Consider the following 15,187-nt stretch of genomic DNA (forward strand, 5'->3'; position numbering starts at 1 on the left):
TCCGGGTCCGCGTCGTCGGCCCGGACCTCCGGTGTCTCCCGGTCTTCTCAGTCGGGCACGGGACGGGCAGAATACCCGGGTGACCCGCGCAGGTGATGATTCTCGCGTTGCAGGCAAAACGGATGAGAGCACGCGGCGGCCGGACCGGACGGCCACCACGATCGACATGGAACGGCCCAGTGTGGCCCGCATGTACGACTACTACCTCGGTGGCTCGCACAACTTCGCCGCCGACCGGGCGGCGGCCCGGGCGATGATGGACGCCGTGCCCGAGGCCCCGCTGATGGCCCAGGCCAACCGGGCGTTCCTCCGCCGGGTGGTGCACCACCTGATCGAGGCCGGGGTACGCCAGTTCCTGGACATCGGCTCCGGCATCCCCACCGTCGGCAACGTGCACGAGATCGCCCAGCGGGCCGCACCCGAGTCCCGGGTGGTCTACGTGGACGTGGACCCGATAGCGGTGGCCCACAGCCGGGAGATCCTCGCCGGCAACGAGCGCGCCGTGGTGATCCAGGAGGACCTGCGCAACCCCGCCGGGATCCTCGCCCATCCCGAGGTCACCGGCCTGCTGGACTTCACCCGGCCGGTGGCCGTGCTGATCGTGGCGGTGCTGCACTTCGTACCGGACTCCGACCACCCCGACCAGCTGCTGCGGACCCTGCGCGAGGCGCTGGTGCCCGGCAGTTACCTGGCGCTCTCCCAGGTCAGCCTGGACGGCCGCCGGCAGAGCCCCGAGCAGGGCGAGGCCGAGCGGGTCTACCGCCGTACCGACAATCCGCTGTGGTTTCGCAGCCACGCCGAGCTGACCGCGCTGCTCGCCGGGTTCGAGCTGGTCGAACCGGGAGTGGTCTGGGTGTCGCAGTGGCATCCGGAGGCCCCGGAGGGTGCCGAGGACGCCGAGGCGGCGGGCTTCCTGGGCGGCGTCGGACGCGTCGGTGGGTGAGTCGGATCGCGCCGGCGGGCTGGCCTCCCGCCCGTCGACGTTCGCCCGGGCCTGGGCCAGGGCGGTCTCCGGCACCAGCTTCGTGCCGATGAACCGCGACCAGCTGGAGGCGTTCCTGCACCGGCTCACCGAGCAGTTGGCGGCGGCGTTGGTGGCGGAGCCCTTCGACCTGCGGGCCGGCACCCGGGTCGGTGCCGAGCTGGTCGCCGCCCACATCTCCGCGCCCGAGGGGCTCGGCCGCAGCGTCGAGGTCATCCAGCTCCGGTTGCTGCGCGACCTGGGTCTGGCCGCCGACGACGTGGAGGACCGGCTGGCCCGGCTGCTGGGCGCGGTGGCGACCGGCTTCGCCCACGCGCTGCGCGACCGGACCCTCGACGAGCAGGAGAAGATCCGCCGGGCCGCGACCAAGGCCCGTACCCAGGCCGAGGGCGAGCTACGCGACAGTGAGGCCCGGTTCCGGCACCAGGCCACCCACGACCCGCTCACCGAACTGCCCAACCGCAGGTTGTTCACCGAACGGCTCACCGCCGCCCTGGCCGCACCGACCCGGGACACCGCCCGGATCGGGGTGTGCTTCCTCGACCTGGACCGGTTCAAGGTGGTCAACGACTCCCTCGGTCACCAGGTCGGTGACCTGCTCCTGGTGTCGGTGGCCCGGCGGCTGCGGCAGACCCTGGGCGAGCACCTGGTGGCCCGGCTCGGTGGTGACAAGTTCGGCATCCTGGTCGAGGCCACCGGCGGCACCGACGACGTGGTCAAGGTCGCCGAGGCGGCCCTGGCCGCGGTCAACGAACCGGCACAGGTCGACGGGCACGAGCTGACCGTCGCGGCCAGCGCCGGCATCGTCGAACGTCCGGTCGCCGAGGCCCGCCCCGGTGACCTGATGCAGGCCGCCGACAGCACGGTGACCTGGGCCAAGATGGCCGGTGGGGCCCGCTGGTCGCTGTTCGACCCGGAACGCAACCAGCGGGAACTGGACCGGTACGCGCTCTCCGCCGCGCTGCCCACCGCCCTGGACCGCGACGAGTTCTTCCTGGAGTACCAGCCGTTGACGTCACTGCGCGACGGCAACCTGCTCGGCGCCGAGGCGCTGGTCCGGTGGCGGCATCCCGAACGGGGGCTGCTGCGTCCGGACAGCTTCATCGGCCTGGCCGAGGAGACCGGGCTGATCGTCCGGCTCGGTGCCTGGGTGCTGGCGCAGGCGTGCCGCCAGGCGGGCGCCTGGTCGGACGGGGGTACGACCGCACCGTTCGTCAGCGTGAACCTGGCGGTCCGGCAGTTGCACACCCCCGGCCTGGTCGGCGAGGTGCGGGAGCTGTTGGCGCGCACCGGCCTGCCGCCGCAACGGCTGCAACTGGAGATCACCGAGAGCACCATGATGACCAGCGCCGAGGAGCCGATCCGGGCCCTGCGGACCCTTGTCGACCTCGGGGTGGGCATCGCCATCGACGACTTCGGCACCGGTTACTGCAACCTGGCGTACCTGCGTCACCTGCCGGTGACCGCGTTGAAGCTGGCAAGTTCCTTCGTCACCGGGCTACGGGCCCCGGCCAGTGATCCGGCGAGCCAGACCGACGAACGGATCTGCGCCGCGCTGGTGTCGCTGGCCCACGCGTTGGACCTGCCCGTCACCGCCGAGGGGGTGGAGACCGCCGAGCAGGCCGAGCGGCTGCGGGCGATCGGCTGCGACGCCGGCCAGGGCTGGTACTTCGGCCGTCCCGGCCCACCCGAGCAGATCCTGTCGCAGCTGAACTAGCCGGTACGGCTGGCCGGGTCGGCGAGCAGGGCGGTCAGCCGCTGGGCCTGGGTCTCCCAGCGCCACTCCCGCTCGACCCAGGCCCGGCCGGCCGCGCCGAACTGGCGGGCCAGGTCCCGGTCGGTCAGCAGGGTGGCCACCCGGTCGGCAAGCTGGGCGAGATCGTCGCCGCGGACCACGAAACCCGTCTCGCCCTCGCGGACCGCATCCGGCGCGCCGCCGGAGTCCCCCGCCACCACCGGCAGCCCGGTCGCGGAGGCCTCCAGGTAGACGATGCCCAGACCCTCCACGTCCAGGCCACGGTTGCGGGTCCGGCACGGCATCGCGTACACGTCGCCGGCGGCGTAGTGGGCCGGCAGGTCGGCCGCGGGCACCGACCCGGTGAACACCACGTCGCGCTCCACCCCGGTCTGCCGGGCGAGCTTCTCCAGGGTGCCCCGGTACGGCCCACCCCCGACGACCAGCAACGCGGCGTCGGGCACCCGGCGGCGGATCGCCGGCATGGCCCGGATCAGCATGTCCTGTCCCTTGCGGGGCACCAGCCGGGAGACACAGACCACCACCGGCCGGTCGGCCAGGCCGAGCCGGATCCGGACCTGGTCGCCGTCGACGTCCGGGTGGTAGGTGTCCACGTCCACCCCGGGGGCCAACCGGTGCAGCTCGGTGAGCCCGTGCAGGGCCCGGTCCAGCCGGGTCCGGGTGTACTCGCCCAGGTAGGTGACGACGTCCGTACCCCGCGCGATCCGGCGCAGCGCACCCCGGGCACCCGGCAGGGCCGCCCACCCCACCTCGTGGCCGTGGGTCAGCGCCACCACGCGGCGGATGCCGGCCCGGCGGCGCAGCCCGGCGGCGAGCAGCCCGAGCGGGGCCGCCGCGCCGAACCAGACGGTGTCACAGTCGTACGTCCGGGCCAGCGCCGCCGTCCGGCGGGCCACCAGCGGGGTGGGCAGCAACACCCGGGTACGCTCGCGGACCACCTCGAAGGGCTGGTCGGCGTCGAACTTCGCGGCACCGGGCCAGCTCGACGCGTACACCACCACGGAACCGGAGGGCTGGCGCAGGGCGAGGTTGTGCACGAAGGACTGGATGCCGCCGGGGCGGGGCGGAAAGTCGTTGGTGATCAGCAGCGTACGGCTCATCCGCCGGTCTCCCTGGCGTAGGCGCGGGCGGCGGCCATCCGCTCCACGGTGGACGGGTGGGACGCCGACCAGAGGTACTCCCAGCGGGGCGGGTCCGGGTCGGCGAGGTTGATCCCGGCCAGCCGACGCTGCATCGCCTCGAAGGTCGCCGGGTCACCGGTGAGGGCCAGGGCGTGCGCGTCGGCGCGGGCCTCCACCCGGCGCGACACCAGGGCCTGCACCGGCGTGGCGACCAGCCCGGCCACGGTGACCAGGGCGATCAGCAGCCCGAAGGCCCGGGGTTCGGCGATCGAGTCGACCCGGGCCAGGCGCAGCAGCGGCCCCCAGGAGCCCACCAGGTAGAGCGCCACCACCAGGGCGGCGGCACCCAGCGCGCCGGTCAGCGTGCCCACCGTCACGTCCCGGTCCTTGGCGTGGCCCAGCTCGTGCGCCACCACGCTGGTCACCTCGGCCGGCGTCGCCTCCCGCAGCAGGGTGTCGTAGACGACCACCCGTCGGGTCGGCCCCAGACCGGAGACGTAGGCGTTCACCGCCCTGGTCCGCCGGGACGCGTCGGCGACCAGCACGTCGCGCACCGGCACGCCGTCGCGGGCGGCCATGTTCACCAGCTCGGTACGCAGCGAACCCGGCTCCATCGGGGTGAACCGGTTGAAGACCGGCTCGACCAGCACCGGCAGGACGAACGACAGCAGCACCACCAGGCTGGCGGCCCCTGCCGCGCCGAGCGCCCACCACCAGCGCGGGGCGAGGCGGGTCACCGCGTAGAAGCCGAGCAGCACGGTCGCGCCGAGCACCGCGCTCACCGCGTACGACTTGAGCAGGTCGAGGGTCCAGCCGCCCCAGCCGTTGGTACTCAGCCCGTACCGGGTGAGCACGGAGTGCCGCCAGGCGGCGAACGGCAGGGTGAGCAGGTCGGCGACGAGCACCACGACCAGCCCACCGAGCACCGCCTGGGCCACCCAGTGCCCGCCGAACGGACGGCCGGCCAGCTCGATCAGCCGCCCGCCCAGCGGGGTGAGCCCGAGCGCCAGTGCCGCCAGCAGCCCCACCACGAGCCCGGTGTACCGCCCGGGACGCAGCGCCGCCCGCAGGGCCCGCCCGTGGGCGACCTCGTCGGCGGGCAGGTCCCGCAACGCGGCGAGCTGATCGGCCCGGGGCGCCGGTGGTCGGCTCCAGGGCACCAGCAGGACGGCGACGACCACCAGCGCGACGACCAGCCCGGCGAGGGTCAGCACCGCCCAACCACGCGGCGTCACAGCCCGCCACCCTCGCGCCATACCCGGCTCATCCCCGTACCTCCCCAGCCGTGAAAGGAAGGGCTCCCTGTTAACGCCTACGGTATAGCGGGGCACCCTTCTCACCGCCGGCTGCTCATCCTAGGGCGCGCTCGCCCCCCGGACACCGAGGGCCCGCGTCGCCACCGCCGAACCGCCCGGCGCCTGCCTGTCGCCAGCCTGACACCTCCATGGCACCACCAGAACCTTGAAGTGGTGCCATTTTGATGCCATGATGGCACCATGGACCTCACGTCGTACGTCGATCAGCTCCGGCAGGAGCTGACCGGTGCCGCCGAGCTGGGCGGGCCGGACACCCGGGCCCTGGCCGAGCGGCTGACCGGGCCGCTGGAGTCGGCGCTCCGGCTGGCGTTGCTGGACGCCCTGACCGCAGCGACCGAAGAGATCACCCGCGAGCTGGCTCCCGGCTCCGTCGAGCTGCGGCTGCGCGGGCGCGACCCCGAGTTCGTGGTGACCCCACCGCCCGGCGAACAACCACCGCCCGGCGAACAACCACTGCCCGCCGACCGACCGTTCCCCGCCGACCAGAGCACCGGCGGCACCCCCGCCGACGGCGCGGAGGGAGCCGCCGCCCGGATCAACTTCCGCCTCTCCGAGCACCTCAAGGGCCGGGTCGAGGAGGCCGCCGCCCAGGAGGGACTCTCGGTCAACGCCTGGCTCGTCCGGGCCGTCACCGCCGCCGTCGACACCCACCGGTCGGCCCGGTCAACCCACCGACGCGCCTCCTTCGGCGGCGAGCGCTACACCGGCTGGGCCCGATGACCGCCCCCGACGACCCGTCACACCGACCGGACCCGGCGACAACCCCCGACGACCCGTCACACCGACCGGACCCGGCGACAACCCCCGACAGGCCGTCACACCGACCAGACCCGTCGACGACAGCGCCGCATCCGTCCCTACCGGCCCACCGTGGACCGGTCCACCACCTCCCTAAGGAGGAACCCGTGATGCCCACCTTCGACACCCCGAACCCCGTCTCGGTCAGCCTCGACCTGGTCGTCTGCGACGTACGGGTCACCGCCAGCGACCGCGCCGACACCACTGTCGAGGTCCGCCCGAGCAACGCCGCCGCCGAGACCGACGTCCGGACGGCCGAGCAGACCCACGTCGAGTTCACCGACGGCCGGCTGACGATCCGAATGCCCAAGCAGCGTGGCCGTCTCGGCATCTTCGGACGTCCCGGCTCGGTGGACCTGACCATCGCCCTGCCCACCGGCTCCCGACTGGACGGCGGGGGCGCGGTCACCACCATCCACACCGAGGGCCGGCTCGGCAGCTGCCGGCTACGCACCGCCACCGGCAGCATCGTGCTGGGCGACGCCGGCGACGTCGACCTGCAGACCTCCGCCGGTGGCATCGAGGTGGGCCGAATCGACGGCCACGCTCAGGTCACCACGGCGGCCGGCCGGGTACGGCTGGGCGATGTCGCCGGGAACCTGGCCGTGCGCAACTCCAACGGCGACACGAGGATCGGCGCGGTCGGCGGTGACCTGCGGGCCAAGGCGGCCAACGGCGACATCACGGTGGACCGTACCCAGGGCACGGTCACCGCCGCCACGGCCAACGGCGACGTCAGCATCGGCATGGTCGCGGCCGGCTCGGTGTCGCTCAAGACCGGTTTCGGTGAGGTCAGCGTGGGCGTCCCGGCCGGCACCGCCGCCCGGCTCGACCTGCACACCCAGCACGGTCAGGTGGTCAACGACCTGGCGACCTGCGAACCGCCCGGGCACCCCGACGGTACGGTCGAGGTCACCGCCCGCACGTCCTTCGGCGACATCGTCGTCCACCGCCGCTGACCCGGCCACCGGGTCGGTGTCACACCGGCCCGGCCTGACCCGGCGGGGTGCCCGGCCCGCCGGCCCACGCGGCGCGGTGCCCGCCGGCACACGCGACACGGTGCCCGACGACCCACGCGACACAGTGCCCATCCGGCCCACGCGACGCGGTGCCCGACGGCCTACGCGACACAGTGCCCATCCGGCCCACGCAGGGCGGTGCCGGATGGGTACGGCCCGCGCGGGCATCGGCCGGCAGCCGGCCGGTGCCCGGTGGTGGTCAGGACCGGGCCAGCCGGCGCAGCAGGGAGTCCGCGCCGAGCGGGTACGCGCCGTGCCGGCGTACGCCGTCGGCGACCTCCCGGTCCGAGGAGATCACCACCACCGGCCGACCGGACGGTTCGGCGCGGACCAATCGGCGGATCAACTCGTCGGCGGTCTCCCCCTTGCGGGAGAAGAGCACCCGCACGCCGCGCGGGGTGGGCGGCAGCCCGTGGATCCGCTCGGCGCCGTCGAAGACGACGGTGACCTCGTCACCGGTCTGCGCGGCGATCCCACCCAGACCGGTGATCAGCCGCTTGCGCTGCTGCTCCAGTGACATTTCCCCGAAGCCCCGCTTGGTGACGTTGTAGCCGTCAACGACCAGGTGGGCCCGGGGCAGTGCCAGGAGCTGATCCAGCCGGGCCGGATCGTCGGTGTCCCGGGCCCGGGTGTTGGCGGCGGCACCGGTGGCGTTGCCGGTGGCGGCGAAGGTGTCGGCGACGAAGTCGGCGGGCAGCTTCTCCACCGGGTCCAGCGCCAGCTCCCGGCGGAGCCCGACGGCGGCCTGCCCGATGGTCTCCAGCAGCAACCAGAGCCGGGCGTCGTCGACCGAACGGGCCTCCTTGGCGCTGGCCCGGGCGACCCCGGCCGCCGCCTCGGCCTCGGCCAGCCGGGCGCGGGCCCGACGCAGCTCGGCGTCGGCGTCGGCGGTGGCCCGGGTGGCCCGGCCGCGTTCGGTGGCGAGCAGCTCGGTGGCCTTACGCTCGCGCGCCTGGGTCTCCCGCAGCGAACGGGCCAGCTGGCGGGTCTCCTCCCGCAGCTGGCCCAGTTCCTCGCGGACCCGGGCCAGCTCGTCGCGGAGCTTCTCCACCTCCACCCGGGCCACCGCCCGGTCGTGCTCGGCGCGGGTGGCCCGCTGCTCGGCCTCGCGGACCAACTCGGCCACCACGGCGCTGTCGGACTCGGCGCGTACCGCCGCGCCGCTGGCCTCGATCAGCTCGCGCCAGCCCCGGGGCCGGGCCAGGTAGGCCAGGGCGGCCACCTCGACCGGATCGGCGGCGGCGGGGGCGGTCCCCTCGATCACCGCCGCACCGAGGTCTCCGGCGTCGGCGAGGACCCGGTTGGTCACCCGCTGCCGGAACAGCGGATCGGCGGTGAGGTGCGCGGCGATCATGGGCGCACCCAGCCGGGCGCGGCGGTTGGGGGCGAACTTGGCCACCCGGCGCAGCGGCACCGGCACCTCGTCACCGGGCAGGCCGGGCAACACGGCGGCGGTGAGCGTCACGATCCGCTGCCGCACCGGCTCGGGCAGCACCGGCTCGGGCTCCGCACCCGCCGACTCGGACCCCACCGGCTCCGACCTCACCGACTCGGACTTGGCCAGCTCCGACCCCACCGACTCGGACTCGGCCAGCTCCGACCCCGCCGACTCGGACTCGGCGGACCCCACCGGCTGGGACTCGGCCAGCTCGGACCCCACCGGCTCCGACCTCGGCAACTCCGACCCAGCCAGCTCGGACCCGGCCAGCTCGGACCTAGCCGGGTCGGATCCACCGGCGGCGCACGCGGCGTCGACCTCCCCGCCGGGGAGGTGCTCGTCGGGTGGCTCGGTGAGGGGCATGTGGCAAGTCTCCCACCGGAGCCGGGCCCACCGCCCGGTGAGTGAGCCGATCTCTCATCCTATCCCCGTGGTAACGGTTGGGGCCGCTGCGACGCGAGTGTCGGACCGAGCAGTTACCGTGCCGCAGGTGGCAGCTGAGGAGTACGTGCAGCAGACCCTCGCCGGCCTGGACCCGACGGCCGGCCCGGGGGTGGACCCGGCCTTGCCGTTGTCCGCGACGACCTTCGTGGTGGTCGACCTGGAGACCACCGGCGGCGCGCCGGACGGCGGTGGGATCACCGAGATCGGCGCGGTGAAGGTGCGCGGCGGCGAGCAGTTGGGCATGTTGGCCACGCTGGTCAACCCGGGTGTGCCGATCCCGCCCTTCATCACCGTGCTGACCGGTATCACCCAGGCCATGCTGGTGCCGGCGCCGCCGATCGAGCAGGTGTTGCCGAGTTTCCTGGAGTTCGTCGCCGACGCGGTCCTGGTCGCCCACAACGCGCCGTACGACGTGGGTTTCCTCAAGGCCGCCTGTGCCCGGCACGGCTACCGCTGGCCGGCGCCGCGGGTGCTGGACACCGCCGCGTTGGCCCGCCGGGTGCTGACCCGCGACGAGGTGCCCAACCGCAAGCTCGGCACGCTGTCGGCGTACTTCCGGACCACGGTGCGCCCGACGCACCGGGCGCTGGACGACGCGCGGGCGACCGTCGACGTGCTGCACGGGTTGATCGACCGCCTCGGCGGGCACCGGGTGCACACCGTCGGCGAGGCGATCGAGTTCACCCGGGCGGTCACCCCGGCCCAACGGCGCAAGCGGCACCTCGCCGACGGGCTGCCGAAGCGGCCGGGGGTCTACATCTTCCGGGCCGCCGACGACCGGCCGCTCTACGTCGGCACCTCCGGCGACATCGCCACCCGGGTGCGCAGCTACTTCACCGCCGCCGAGAAACGGGCCCGGATCTCGGAGATGCTGACCGCCGCCGAGCGGGTGGAGGCCGTCGAGTGCGCCCACTCGCTGGAGGCGGAGGTCCGCGAGCTGCGGTTGATCGCCGCCCACGCCCCGCCGTACAACCGGCGGTCGAAGTTCCCCGAGCGGGTGGTCTGGCTGAAGCTGACCGCCGGGCCGTACCCCCGGTTGTCGGTGGTCCGGAGCATCACCGACGGTGACGACGCGTACCTCGGTCCGTTCAGCTCGCGGCGGGCGGCCGAGCTGGCGGCGGCGGGTTTCCACGACGCCCTGCCGCTGCGCCAGTGCACCCACCGGTTGTCGCTGCGCACCACCACGCCGGCCTGCGTGCTGGCCGAGCTGGGTCGCTGCCCGGCACCCTGCGAGCACCGGATCACCCCCGAGGAGTACGACCACCGCGCCGCGCAGCCGTTCCGGACCGCCACCGCCAGTGATCCCCGACCGGTGGTGGAGGCGTTGCTGGCCCGGATCGAGGCGCTCGGCGCCGACCAGCGGTACGAGGAGGCCGCGGTGGTGCGTTCCCGGCTGGTCGCGGTGCTGCGCGCGACGGTCCGGATGCAGCGGCTGGCCGGGCTGAGCCGGATCGCCGAGCTGGCCGCCGCCCGACCCGCCGCGCACGGCGGCTGGGAGCTGGCCCTGGTCCGGCACGGCCGGCTGGCCGGCGCGGGGGTCTCCCCGGCGGGGGTCCATCCCCGACCGACGCTGAACCTGATCCGGGCGACCGCCGAGACGGTCCCGGCCGGCACCGGGCCGGTGCCGGCGGCCACCGCCGAGGAGTCCGAGCGGATCCTGTCCTGGCTGGAGCGGCCGGAGACCCGGCTGGTGGAGATGACCTCGGCCTGGGCCTCACCGGTGGCCGGGGCGGCCCGCTTCCGGGACCTGCTCGCCAAGGCCGAGGGCGCGGCAAGCAACCAACTCTCGACCGAACGCCCATGAGCAAGTGACCGATCGGACTACCTCGGCTCACTTAGGCTGTTAAGGGAGTGCAGTCCTGCCCGATTCGTGGGCCTGCTTCCGGTTGCCGCCGTGCCCGGCTACCGTGGAGCGGGGTGAGGAGGTGTCCCACGTGGACGTCGACGCCGGACACGGGGCCGCCTTGGGCGGCGCGTTGTCCAACCAGTCGGGTGAGCTGCCGCTCGCCCGCCGACTGCGCTCGCTGCTGACCTGGCCGACAACCGAGACGGACCCGGTCAACCACCTGGTGCGCAGTCACCGGAGCATCCACGCCAGTGCCGACGTCTCGGTGCTGCGCCGGGCGTACACGATCGCCGAGACCATGCACCGGGGGCAGTTCCGCAAGAGCGGGGAGCCGTACATCACCCACCCGCTGGCGGTCGCGGAGATCTGCGCCGACCTGGGCATGGACACCACCACCCTGGTCGCGGCGCTGCTGCACGACACGGTGGAGGACACCCGCTACACCCTGCAGGCCCTCTCCGACGACTTCGGACCCGAGGTGGCCCACCTGGTCGACGGGGTGACCAAGTTCGACAAGGCGTTCTACGGCAAGGCCGCCGAGGCGGAGACCACCCGAAAGATGATCATCGCCGCCGGCAAGGACGTCCGGGTGCTGATCATCAAGCTGGCCGACCGGCTGCACAACATGCGTACCCTCGGGGTCCGCTCCGCTGCCTCGCGCGAGCGGATCGCCCGCAAGACCCTGGACGTGCTGGTGCCGCTCTGCGAGCGGCTGGGCATCCAGACCCTCAAGCGGGAGCTGGACGACGTGGTCCTGCTGCACCTGGAGCCGGAGGAGCACGCCCGGATCGCCCGGCACGTGCACGACCGCCCCGGGTGGGACTCCTACCTCGGCGACGTGGTCGCCCGGACCCGGGTGGCGCTGCGCCGCGACCGGGTCGCCGCCGAGGTCGCCGCCCGCCCCCGGCACCTCTACTCAATCTGGAAGGACACCGTCGCCGGCGGCGTCCCCTTCGACCTGCCCCGGATCGTGGTCGTGGTGGACGGCCCGGCAACCGACTGTTACGCCGCGCTCGGCGCGATCCACGGGATGTGGCGGCCGGTGCCCGGCCGGTTCAAGGACTTCATCGCCTCGCCGAAGAACAACCTCTACCGCTCCCTGCACACAAGCGTCTGCGGGCCCAGCAACCGTACGGTCGAGGTGCTGATCCGGACCACCGACATGCACCGCGCGGCCGAGTACGGCATCGCCGCCGAGTTCCGCTTCCCCCGGGCCAAGGGACGGGCCGCCGCCCGCGCCGAGCAGCTGGACTGGCTGCGCCGGGTGCTCGACTGGGAGCAGGACGCCCCGGACCCGGCGCAGTTCCTCGAGTCGCTGCGCTGCGACCTCGCCGAGGCGCAGATCCAGGTCGTCGCCGACGGCCGGCAGGTCCTCCTCCCGGCCGGCGCCACCCCGGTCGACCTCGCCTACGAGCTGGGCACCGACCGGGGCGACCACTGCCTGGCGGCGCGGATCAACGGTCGGCTGGCACCGCTCTCGTCCGAGCTGGACGAGGGGGACGTGGTGGAGATCTTCACCGAGACCGACGCCGACAGCGGCGTCGCGGCGGACGCCCCGCCCCGGGGCCCGCGTCGGGAGTGGCTCGGCTTCGTCAAGTCCCCGCACGCCCAGATGCAGATCAACCGCTGGTTCGCCGACCACACCGAGCCGGGCATCTCGATCGCCGACAAGATCCGGCTGGGCCGGGCCACCATCGGGCTCGCGCTGCGCACCCACAACCGGGGTCTCGCCAGCGACCTGCCCCTGCTGCGGCTCTCCGAGGAGCTCGGCTACCCCGACCTGGAGACCCTCCTGGTCGCGGTCTTCGACCGCTCGGTCGAGCCGGACGACGTGGTCCGCCAGCTCATCGACCTGGTCGACCACCGACAGTAGACCCACCCGGCGCGACGCGGCCCCTCCGGCGGCGACCGACGCGTGGCGGCCACTAGCCTGGACGCATGATCCCCCGCACCCGCGCCACCGGACGGGCCATCGGGTACCAGCTGTTCTACCGGCTGCCCTTCCCCCTGCGACGCCGGCTGGTCCGACTCGCCGTCCCGAAGTACGTCGTCGGCGCGGTCACCCTGGTCCGCGACACCGAGGCCGACGGGGCCGGACGCCTGCTGATGCTGCGGCAACCACCCGGGCACAGCTGGACCCTCCCCGCCGGCCTGCTGGAGCGGGCCGAGCCGCCGGCCGTCGGCGCCGCCCGGGAGCTGTTCGAGGAGACCGGCATCCGGCTGGCGCCCACCCGGCTGCGGCCGGCCACCCCGAACGCGATCGTGCACGCCAAGGGCTGGGTGGACATGGTCTTCGAGGCGGAGGTGCCGGCGTCGACAACCGAGTTGCGGGTGGACGGCGCGGAGGTGTTCGAGGCCGCCTGGCAGCCGCTGGACGACCTGCCCCGGTTGAGCTGGCCGACCGCCCGGCTGCTCGGCTACTACGGCATCGGCCCGGAGGCGGGGAACTTCCCGCCGCCACTGCCCGACACGGCACCGTGACCGACGTCTGCGCGGTGGTCCTGGCCGCCGGGGAGGGCACCCGGCTGCGCCCGCTCACCGAGCAGGTACCCAAGGCACTCTGTCCGGTCGGGAACGTGCCGCTGCTGGACCGGGCGTTGCACCGGCTGGCCGGCCTCGGTCTGACCGGCCCGGACACGGTCGCGGTCAACGCCTGCTACCTCGGCGACCAGGTGGTGGCACACGTCGGCGACCGGGCCCACCTGTCGGTGGAGCCGGGTGACCCACTCGGCACCGCCGGGGGAATCGGCAACCTGCGGGACTGGATCGCCGGCCGGGGTGTGCTGGTCGGCAACGCCGACGCGTACCTGGCCGACCCGACCACTCCCCCCGGCCCCGACATCGCCGCGCTGCTCGCCGGTTGGGACGGCGAGACGGTACGCCTGCTCGGCCAGCCGGCCCCGGACCCGGCCGAGCCGGGCACCTTCGACGGTCACCGGTTCGTCGGCTTCTCGCTGCTGCCCTGGCGACTCGTCCGGGACCTGCCGCCGACCTTCGCCGACCTGGTCCGCACGGTGTGGCGGCCGGCCGAGGCGGCCGGGGCCCTGCACGTGGTGCCGTATCCGGGCACCTTCTACGACACCGGTACGCCCGCCGACTACCTCACCGCCAACCTGCACGCCGCCGGTGGGGGCAACCTGATCCACCCGAGTGCCACGGTCACCGGGCGGTGCCACCGGTCGGTGGTGGGCGCCGGTGCGCGGGTGGCCGGCGAGGTCGTCCGCGCGGTGCTCTGGCCCGGCGCGACGGTACGCCCCGACGAGTCACTGCAGGACGTGATCCGCGTCGGTGCCGACCGCACCGTCGGTGCCTCCGGGCTGCTCCCGCCGTCTAGCATGGTCAACGGCGTCGGCGCCGATGCCCGCGCCGACGAGGCACGACGAAGGGCGGACCAGTGATCACCGCGATCGTACTGATCGACTGCGCCACCGACTCGATCCCCGAGGTCGCCGAGGCCCTGGCCGCCCTGCCGGGGGTCAGCGAGGTGTACTCGGTCGCCGGACACGTCGACCTGATCGCCATGGTGCGGGTCCGCGAGTTCGACCAGATCGCCCAGGTGATCGCCGGCCACATCTCGAAGGTTCCCGGGGTGCTGAACACCGAGTCGCACATCGCCTTCCGGGCGTACTCGCAGCACGACCTGGAAGAGGCCTTCGCCATCGGCCTGAACAGCGCCGACTGACCCCCGCTGCCGCCGGATGACACGGCAGGGCCGGTCCGCCCGTTCGGGCGGACCGGCCGCATGTCGACCGTCGGCTCAGCTCTGGCTCGGAGCCGGGGCCTCGGTGGTCTCCGGAGCCGGCGCCTCGGTGCCGCCACCCGGGGACTCGCTCGTCGCGCCCGGAGCCGGCGTACCGGCGGTGCCACCCGGGCTGGGCGTGCCGCTGGCGCTGGTCTGCGGGACCGGGATGCCCAGGGTCTGGGCCAGGGCCACCAGCGCGTCGTAGTGGGCCTGCAGGACCGGCAGGGCATCCTGGGCCAGCATGATCACCGACTGCTCGGAACCCTGCGAGATCTCGGTCTGGGTGGCCTGGATCGCCTGTACGTGACCGGCCAGCTCGGCGATCACCCACGCCTTGTCGAACTCCGCGCCGCTGAGACCGTTCAGCTTGTTCAGCACGCTCTGCTGGTCAGCGGTCGGTTTGTCGGGCAGGGTGACGTTCAGCTGCTTGGCGGTGTTCTTCACCGACTCGTCGAGCGTGGTGTGGTCCGTCACGAACTGCTGACCCAGGTCCTTGACCTGCTGGTTCTGGCCCTTCTTCTCGGCCAGCTTGCCCGAGGCGATCTCGAACAGGTTCACCTGGTGCAGTGCCTGCAGGTACTGGGTGTCCTGCGTCGACGGCTGCGCGGCGGCGTGCGCCGCGGCCGCCGGGGTCAGACCGACCACCACCAGGGTGACCAGTAGCCCGAGACGTTTGAGACCCAACATGTTCCCCCCCTTTTTCGTTGGACCGCACGGATACCCGG

At 73.7% G+C, this 15,187-nt stretch carries 12 protein-coding genes and 1 pseudogene; 9 read left to right on the top strand and 4 right to left on the bottom strand.

The features are described from left to right. Positions 1-166 precede the first annotated feature (166 nt). A complete protein-coding gene (locus ACN28G_RS16965) occupies positions 167-943 on the top strand; it encodes an SAM-dependent methyltransferase (RefSeq protein ID WP_091441287.1) in 777 nt (258 codons plus the stop codon). 88 nt (positions 944-1,031) lie between these two features. Beyond that, on the top strand, positions 1,032-2,699 hold the full coding sequence (locus ACN28G_RS16970; RefSeq protein ID WP_091446855.1) for a putative bifunctional diguanylate cyclase/phosphodiesterase: 1,668 nt from the start codon (positions 1,032-1,034) through the stop codon (positions 2,697-2,699). Here ACN28G_RS16970 and ACN28G_RS16975 read toward each other — a convergent pair. After that, positions 2,696-3,838: a glycosyltransferase family 4 protein gene (locus tag ACN28G_RS16975; protein WP_421479650.1), complete on the bottom strand. Its 1,143-nt coding sequence runs from the start codon at positions 3,836-3,838 to the stop codon at positions 2,696-2,698. The two genes, ACN28G_RS16970 and ACN28G_RS16975, sit on opposite strands and share 4 nt — an antisense overlap. After that, on the bottom strand, positions 3,835-5,094 hold the full coding sequence (locus tag ACN28G_RS16980; RefSeq protein ID WP_421479652.1) for a M48 family metallopeptidase: 1,260 nt from the start codon (positions 5,092-5,094) through the stop codon (positions 3,835-3,837). The genes ACN28G_RS16975 and ACN28G_RS16980 overlap by 4 nt, the downstream gene beginning before the upstream one ends. Positions 5,095-5,355: 261 nt before the next feature. Here ACN28G_RS16980 and ACN28G_RS16985 point away from each other — a divergent pair, with 261 nt between their 5' ends. After that, on the top strand, positions 5,356-5,895 hold the full coding sequence (locus ACN28G_RS16985; protein ID WP_091441297.1) for a toxin-antitoxin system HicB family antitoxin: 540 nt from the start codon (positions 5,356-5,358) through the stop codon (positions 5,893-5,895). Between the two features lie 188 nt (positions 5,896-6,083). Further along, complete coding sequence (locus ACN28G_RS16990; RefSeq protein WP_091441299.1) at positions 6,084-6,932, top strand: DUF4097 family beta strand repeat-containing protein; 849 nt, start codon at positions 6,084-6,086, stop codon at positions 6,930-6,932. Positions 6,933-7,191: 259 nt separating this feature from the next. Here ACN28G_RS16990 and ACN28G_RS16995 read toward each other — a convergent pair. Then, a pseudogene (locus tag ACN28G_RS16995) lies at positions 7,192-8,502 on the bottom strand (NYN domain-containing protein); the annotation flags it as partial. A gap of 418 nt (positions 8,503-8,920) precedes the next feature. Between ACN28G_RS16995 and ACN28G_RS17000 the strand changes: the two are divergent. The 5 genes from ACN28G_RS17000 to ACN28G_RS17020 all read left to right on the top strand — a co-directional run bounded on the left by ACN28G_RS17000 (position 8,921) and on the right by ACN28G_RS17020 (position 14,402). Beyond that, complete coding sequence (locus ACN28G_RS17000) at positions 8,921-10,678, top strand: DEDD exonuclease domain-containing protein (RefSeq protein ID WP_091446859.1); 1,758 nt, start codon at positions 8,921-8,923, stop codon at positions 10,676-10,678. 130 nt (positions 10,679-10,808) lie between these two features. Further along, entirely contained in the window at positions 10,809-12,593 is a 1,785-nt protein-coding gene (locus ACN28G_RS17005) for a RelA/SpoT family protein (protein WP_091446862.1), read from the top strand. Between the two features lie 65 nt (positions 12,594-12,658). After that, entirely contained in the window at positions 12,659-13,201 is a 543-nt protein-coding gene (locus tag ACN28G_RS17010; RefSeq protein ID WP_091441306.1) for an NUDIX hydrolase, read from the top strand. Then, positions 13,198-14,118 carry a sugar phosphate nucleotidyltransferase gene (locus tag ACN28G_RS17015; protein ID WP_421479655.1) on the top strand — a complete coding sequence of 307 codons (921 nt, stop codon included), beginning with the start codon at positions 13,198-13,200 and terminating at the stop codon, positions 14,116-14,118. Before ACN28G_RS17010 ends, ACN28G_RS17015 begins: the two co-directional genes overlap by 4 nt. After that, complete coding sequence (locus ACN28G_RS17020) at positions 14,115-14,402, top strand: Lrp/AsnC family transcriptional regulator (RefSeq protein WP_091441313.1); 288 nt, start codon at positions 14,115-14,117, stop codon at positions 14,400-14,402. The genes ACN28G_RS17015 and ACN28G_RS17020 overlap by 4 nt, the downstream gene beginning before the upstream one ends. 75 nt (positions 14,403-14,477) lie before the next feature. Here ACN28G_RS17020 and ACN28G_RS17025 read toward each other — a convergent pair whose 3' ends face one another. Then, entirely contained in the window at positions 14,478-15,149 is a 672-nt protein-coding gene (locus ACN28G_RS17025; protein ID WP_091441317.1) for a DUF4142 domain-containing protein, read from the bottom strand. Positions 15,150-15,187 lie beyond the last annotated feature (38 nt).

This window comes from Micromonospora sp. WMMA1923 (genome assembly GCF_049179195.1).
In the GTDB taxonomy this organism is placed as follows: domain Bacteria; phylum Actinomycetota; class Actinomycetes; order Mycobacteriales; family Micromonosporaceae; genus Micromonospora; species Micromonospora yangpuensis.

Coding starts and splice junctions, on each gene's coding strand:
- ACN28G_RS17010 (WP_091441306.1), top strand. CDS start 12,659: ATGATCCCCCGCACCCGCGCCACCGGACGGGCCATCGGGTACCAGCTG.
- ACN28G_RS16970 (WP_091446855.1), top strand. CDS start 1,032: ATGAACCGCGACCAGCTGGAGGCGTTCCTGCACCGGCTCACCGAGCAG.
- ACN28G_RS16965 (WP_091441287.1), top strand. CDS start 167: ATGGAACGGCCCAGTGTGGCCCGCATGTACGACTACTACCTCGGTGGC.
- ACN28G_RS17025 (WP_091441317.1), bottom strand. CDS start 15,149: ATGTTGGGTCTCAAACGTCTCGGGCTACTGGTCACCCTGGTGGTGGTC.
- ACN28G_RS16975 (WP_421479650.1), bottom strand. CDS start 3,838: ATGAGCCGTACGCTGCTGATCACCAACGACTTTCCGCCCCGCCCCGGC.
- ACN28G_RS16990 (WP_091441299.1), top strand. CDS start 6,084: ATGCCCACCTTCGACACCCCGAACCCCGTCTCGGTCAGCCTCGACCTG.
- ACN28G_RS16985 (WP_091441297.1), top strand. CDS start 5,356: ATGGACCTCACGTCGTACGTCGATCAGCTCCGGCAGGAGCTGACCGGT.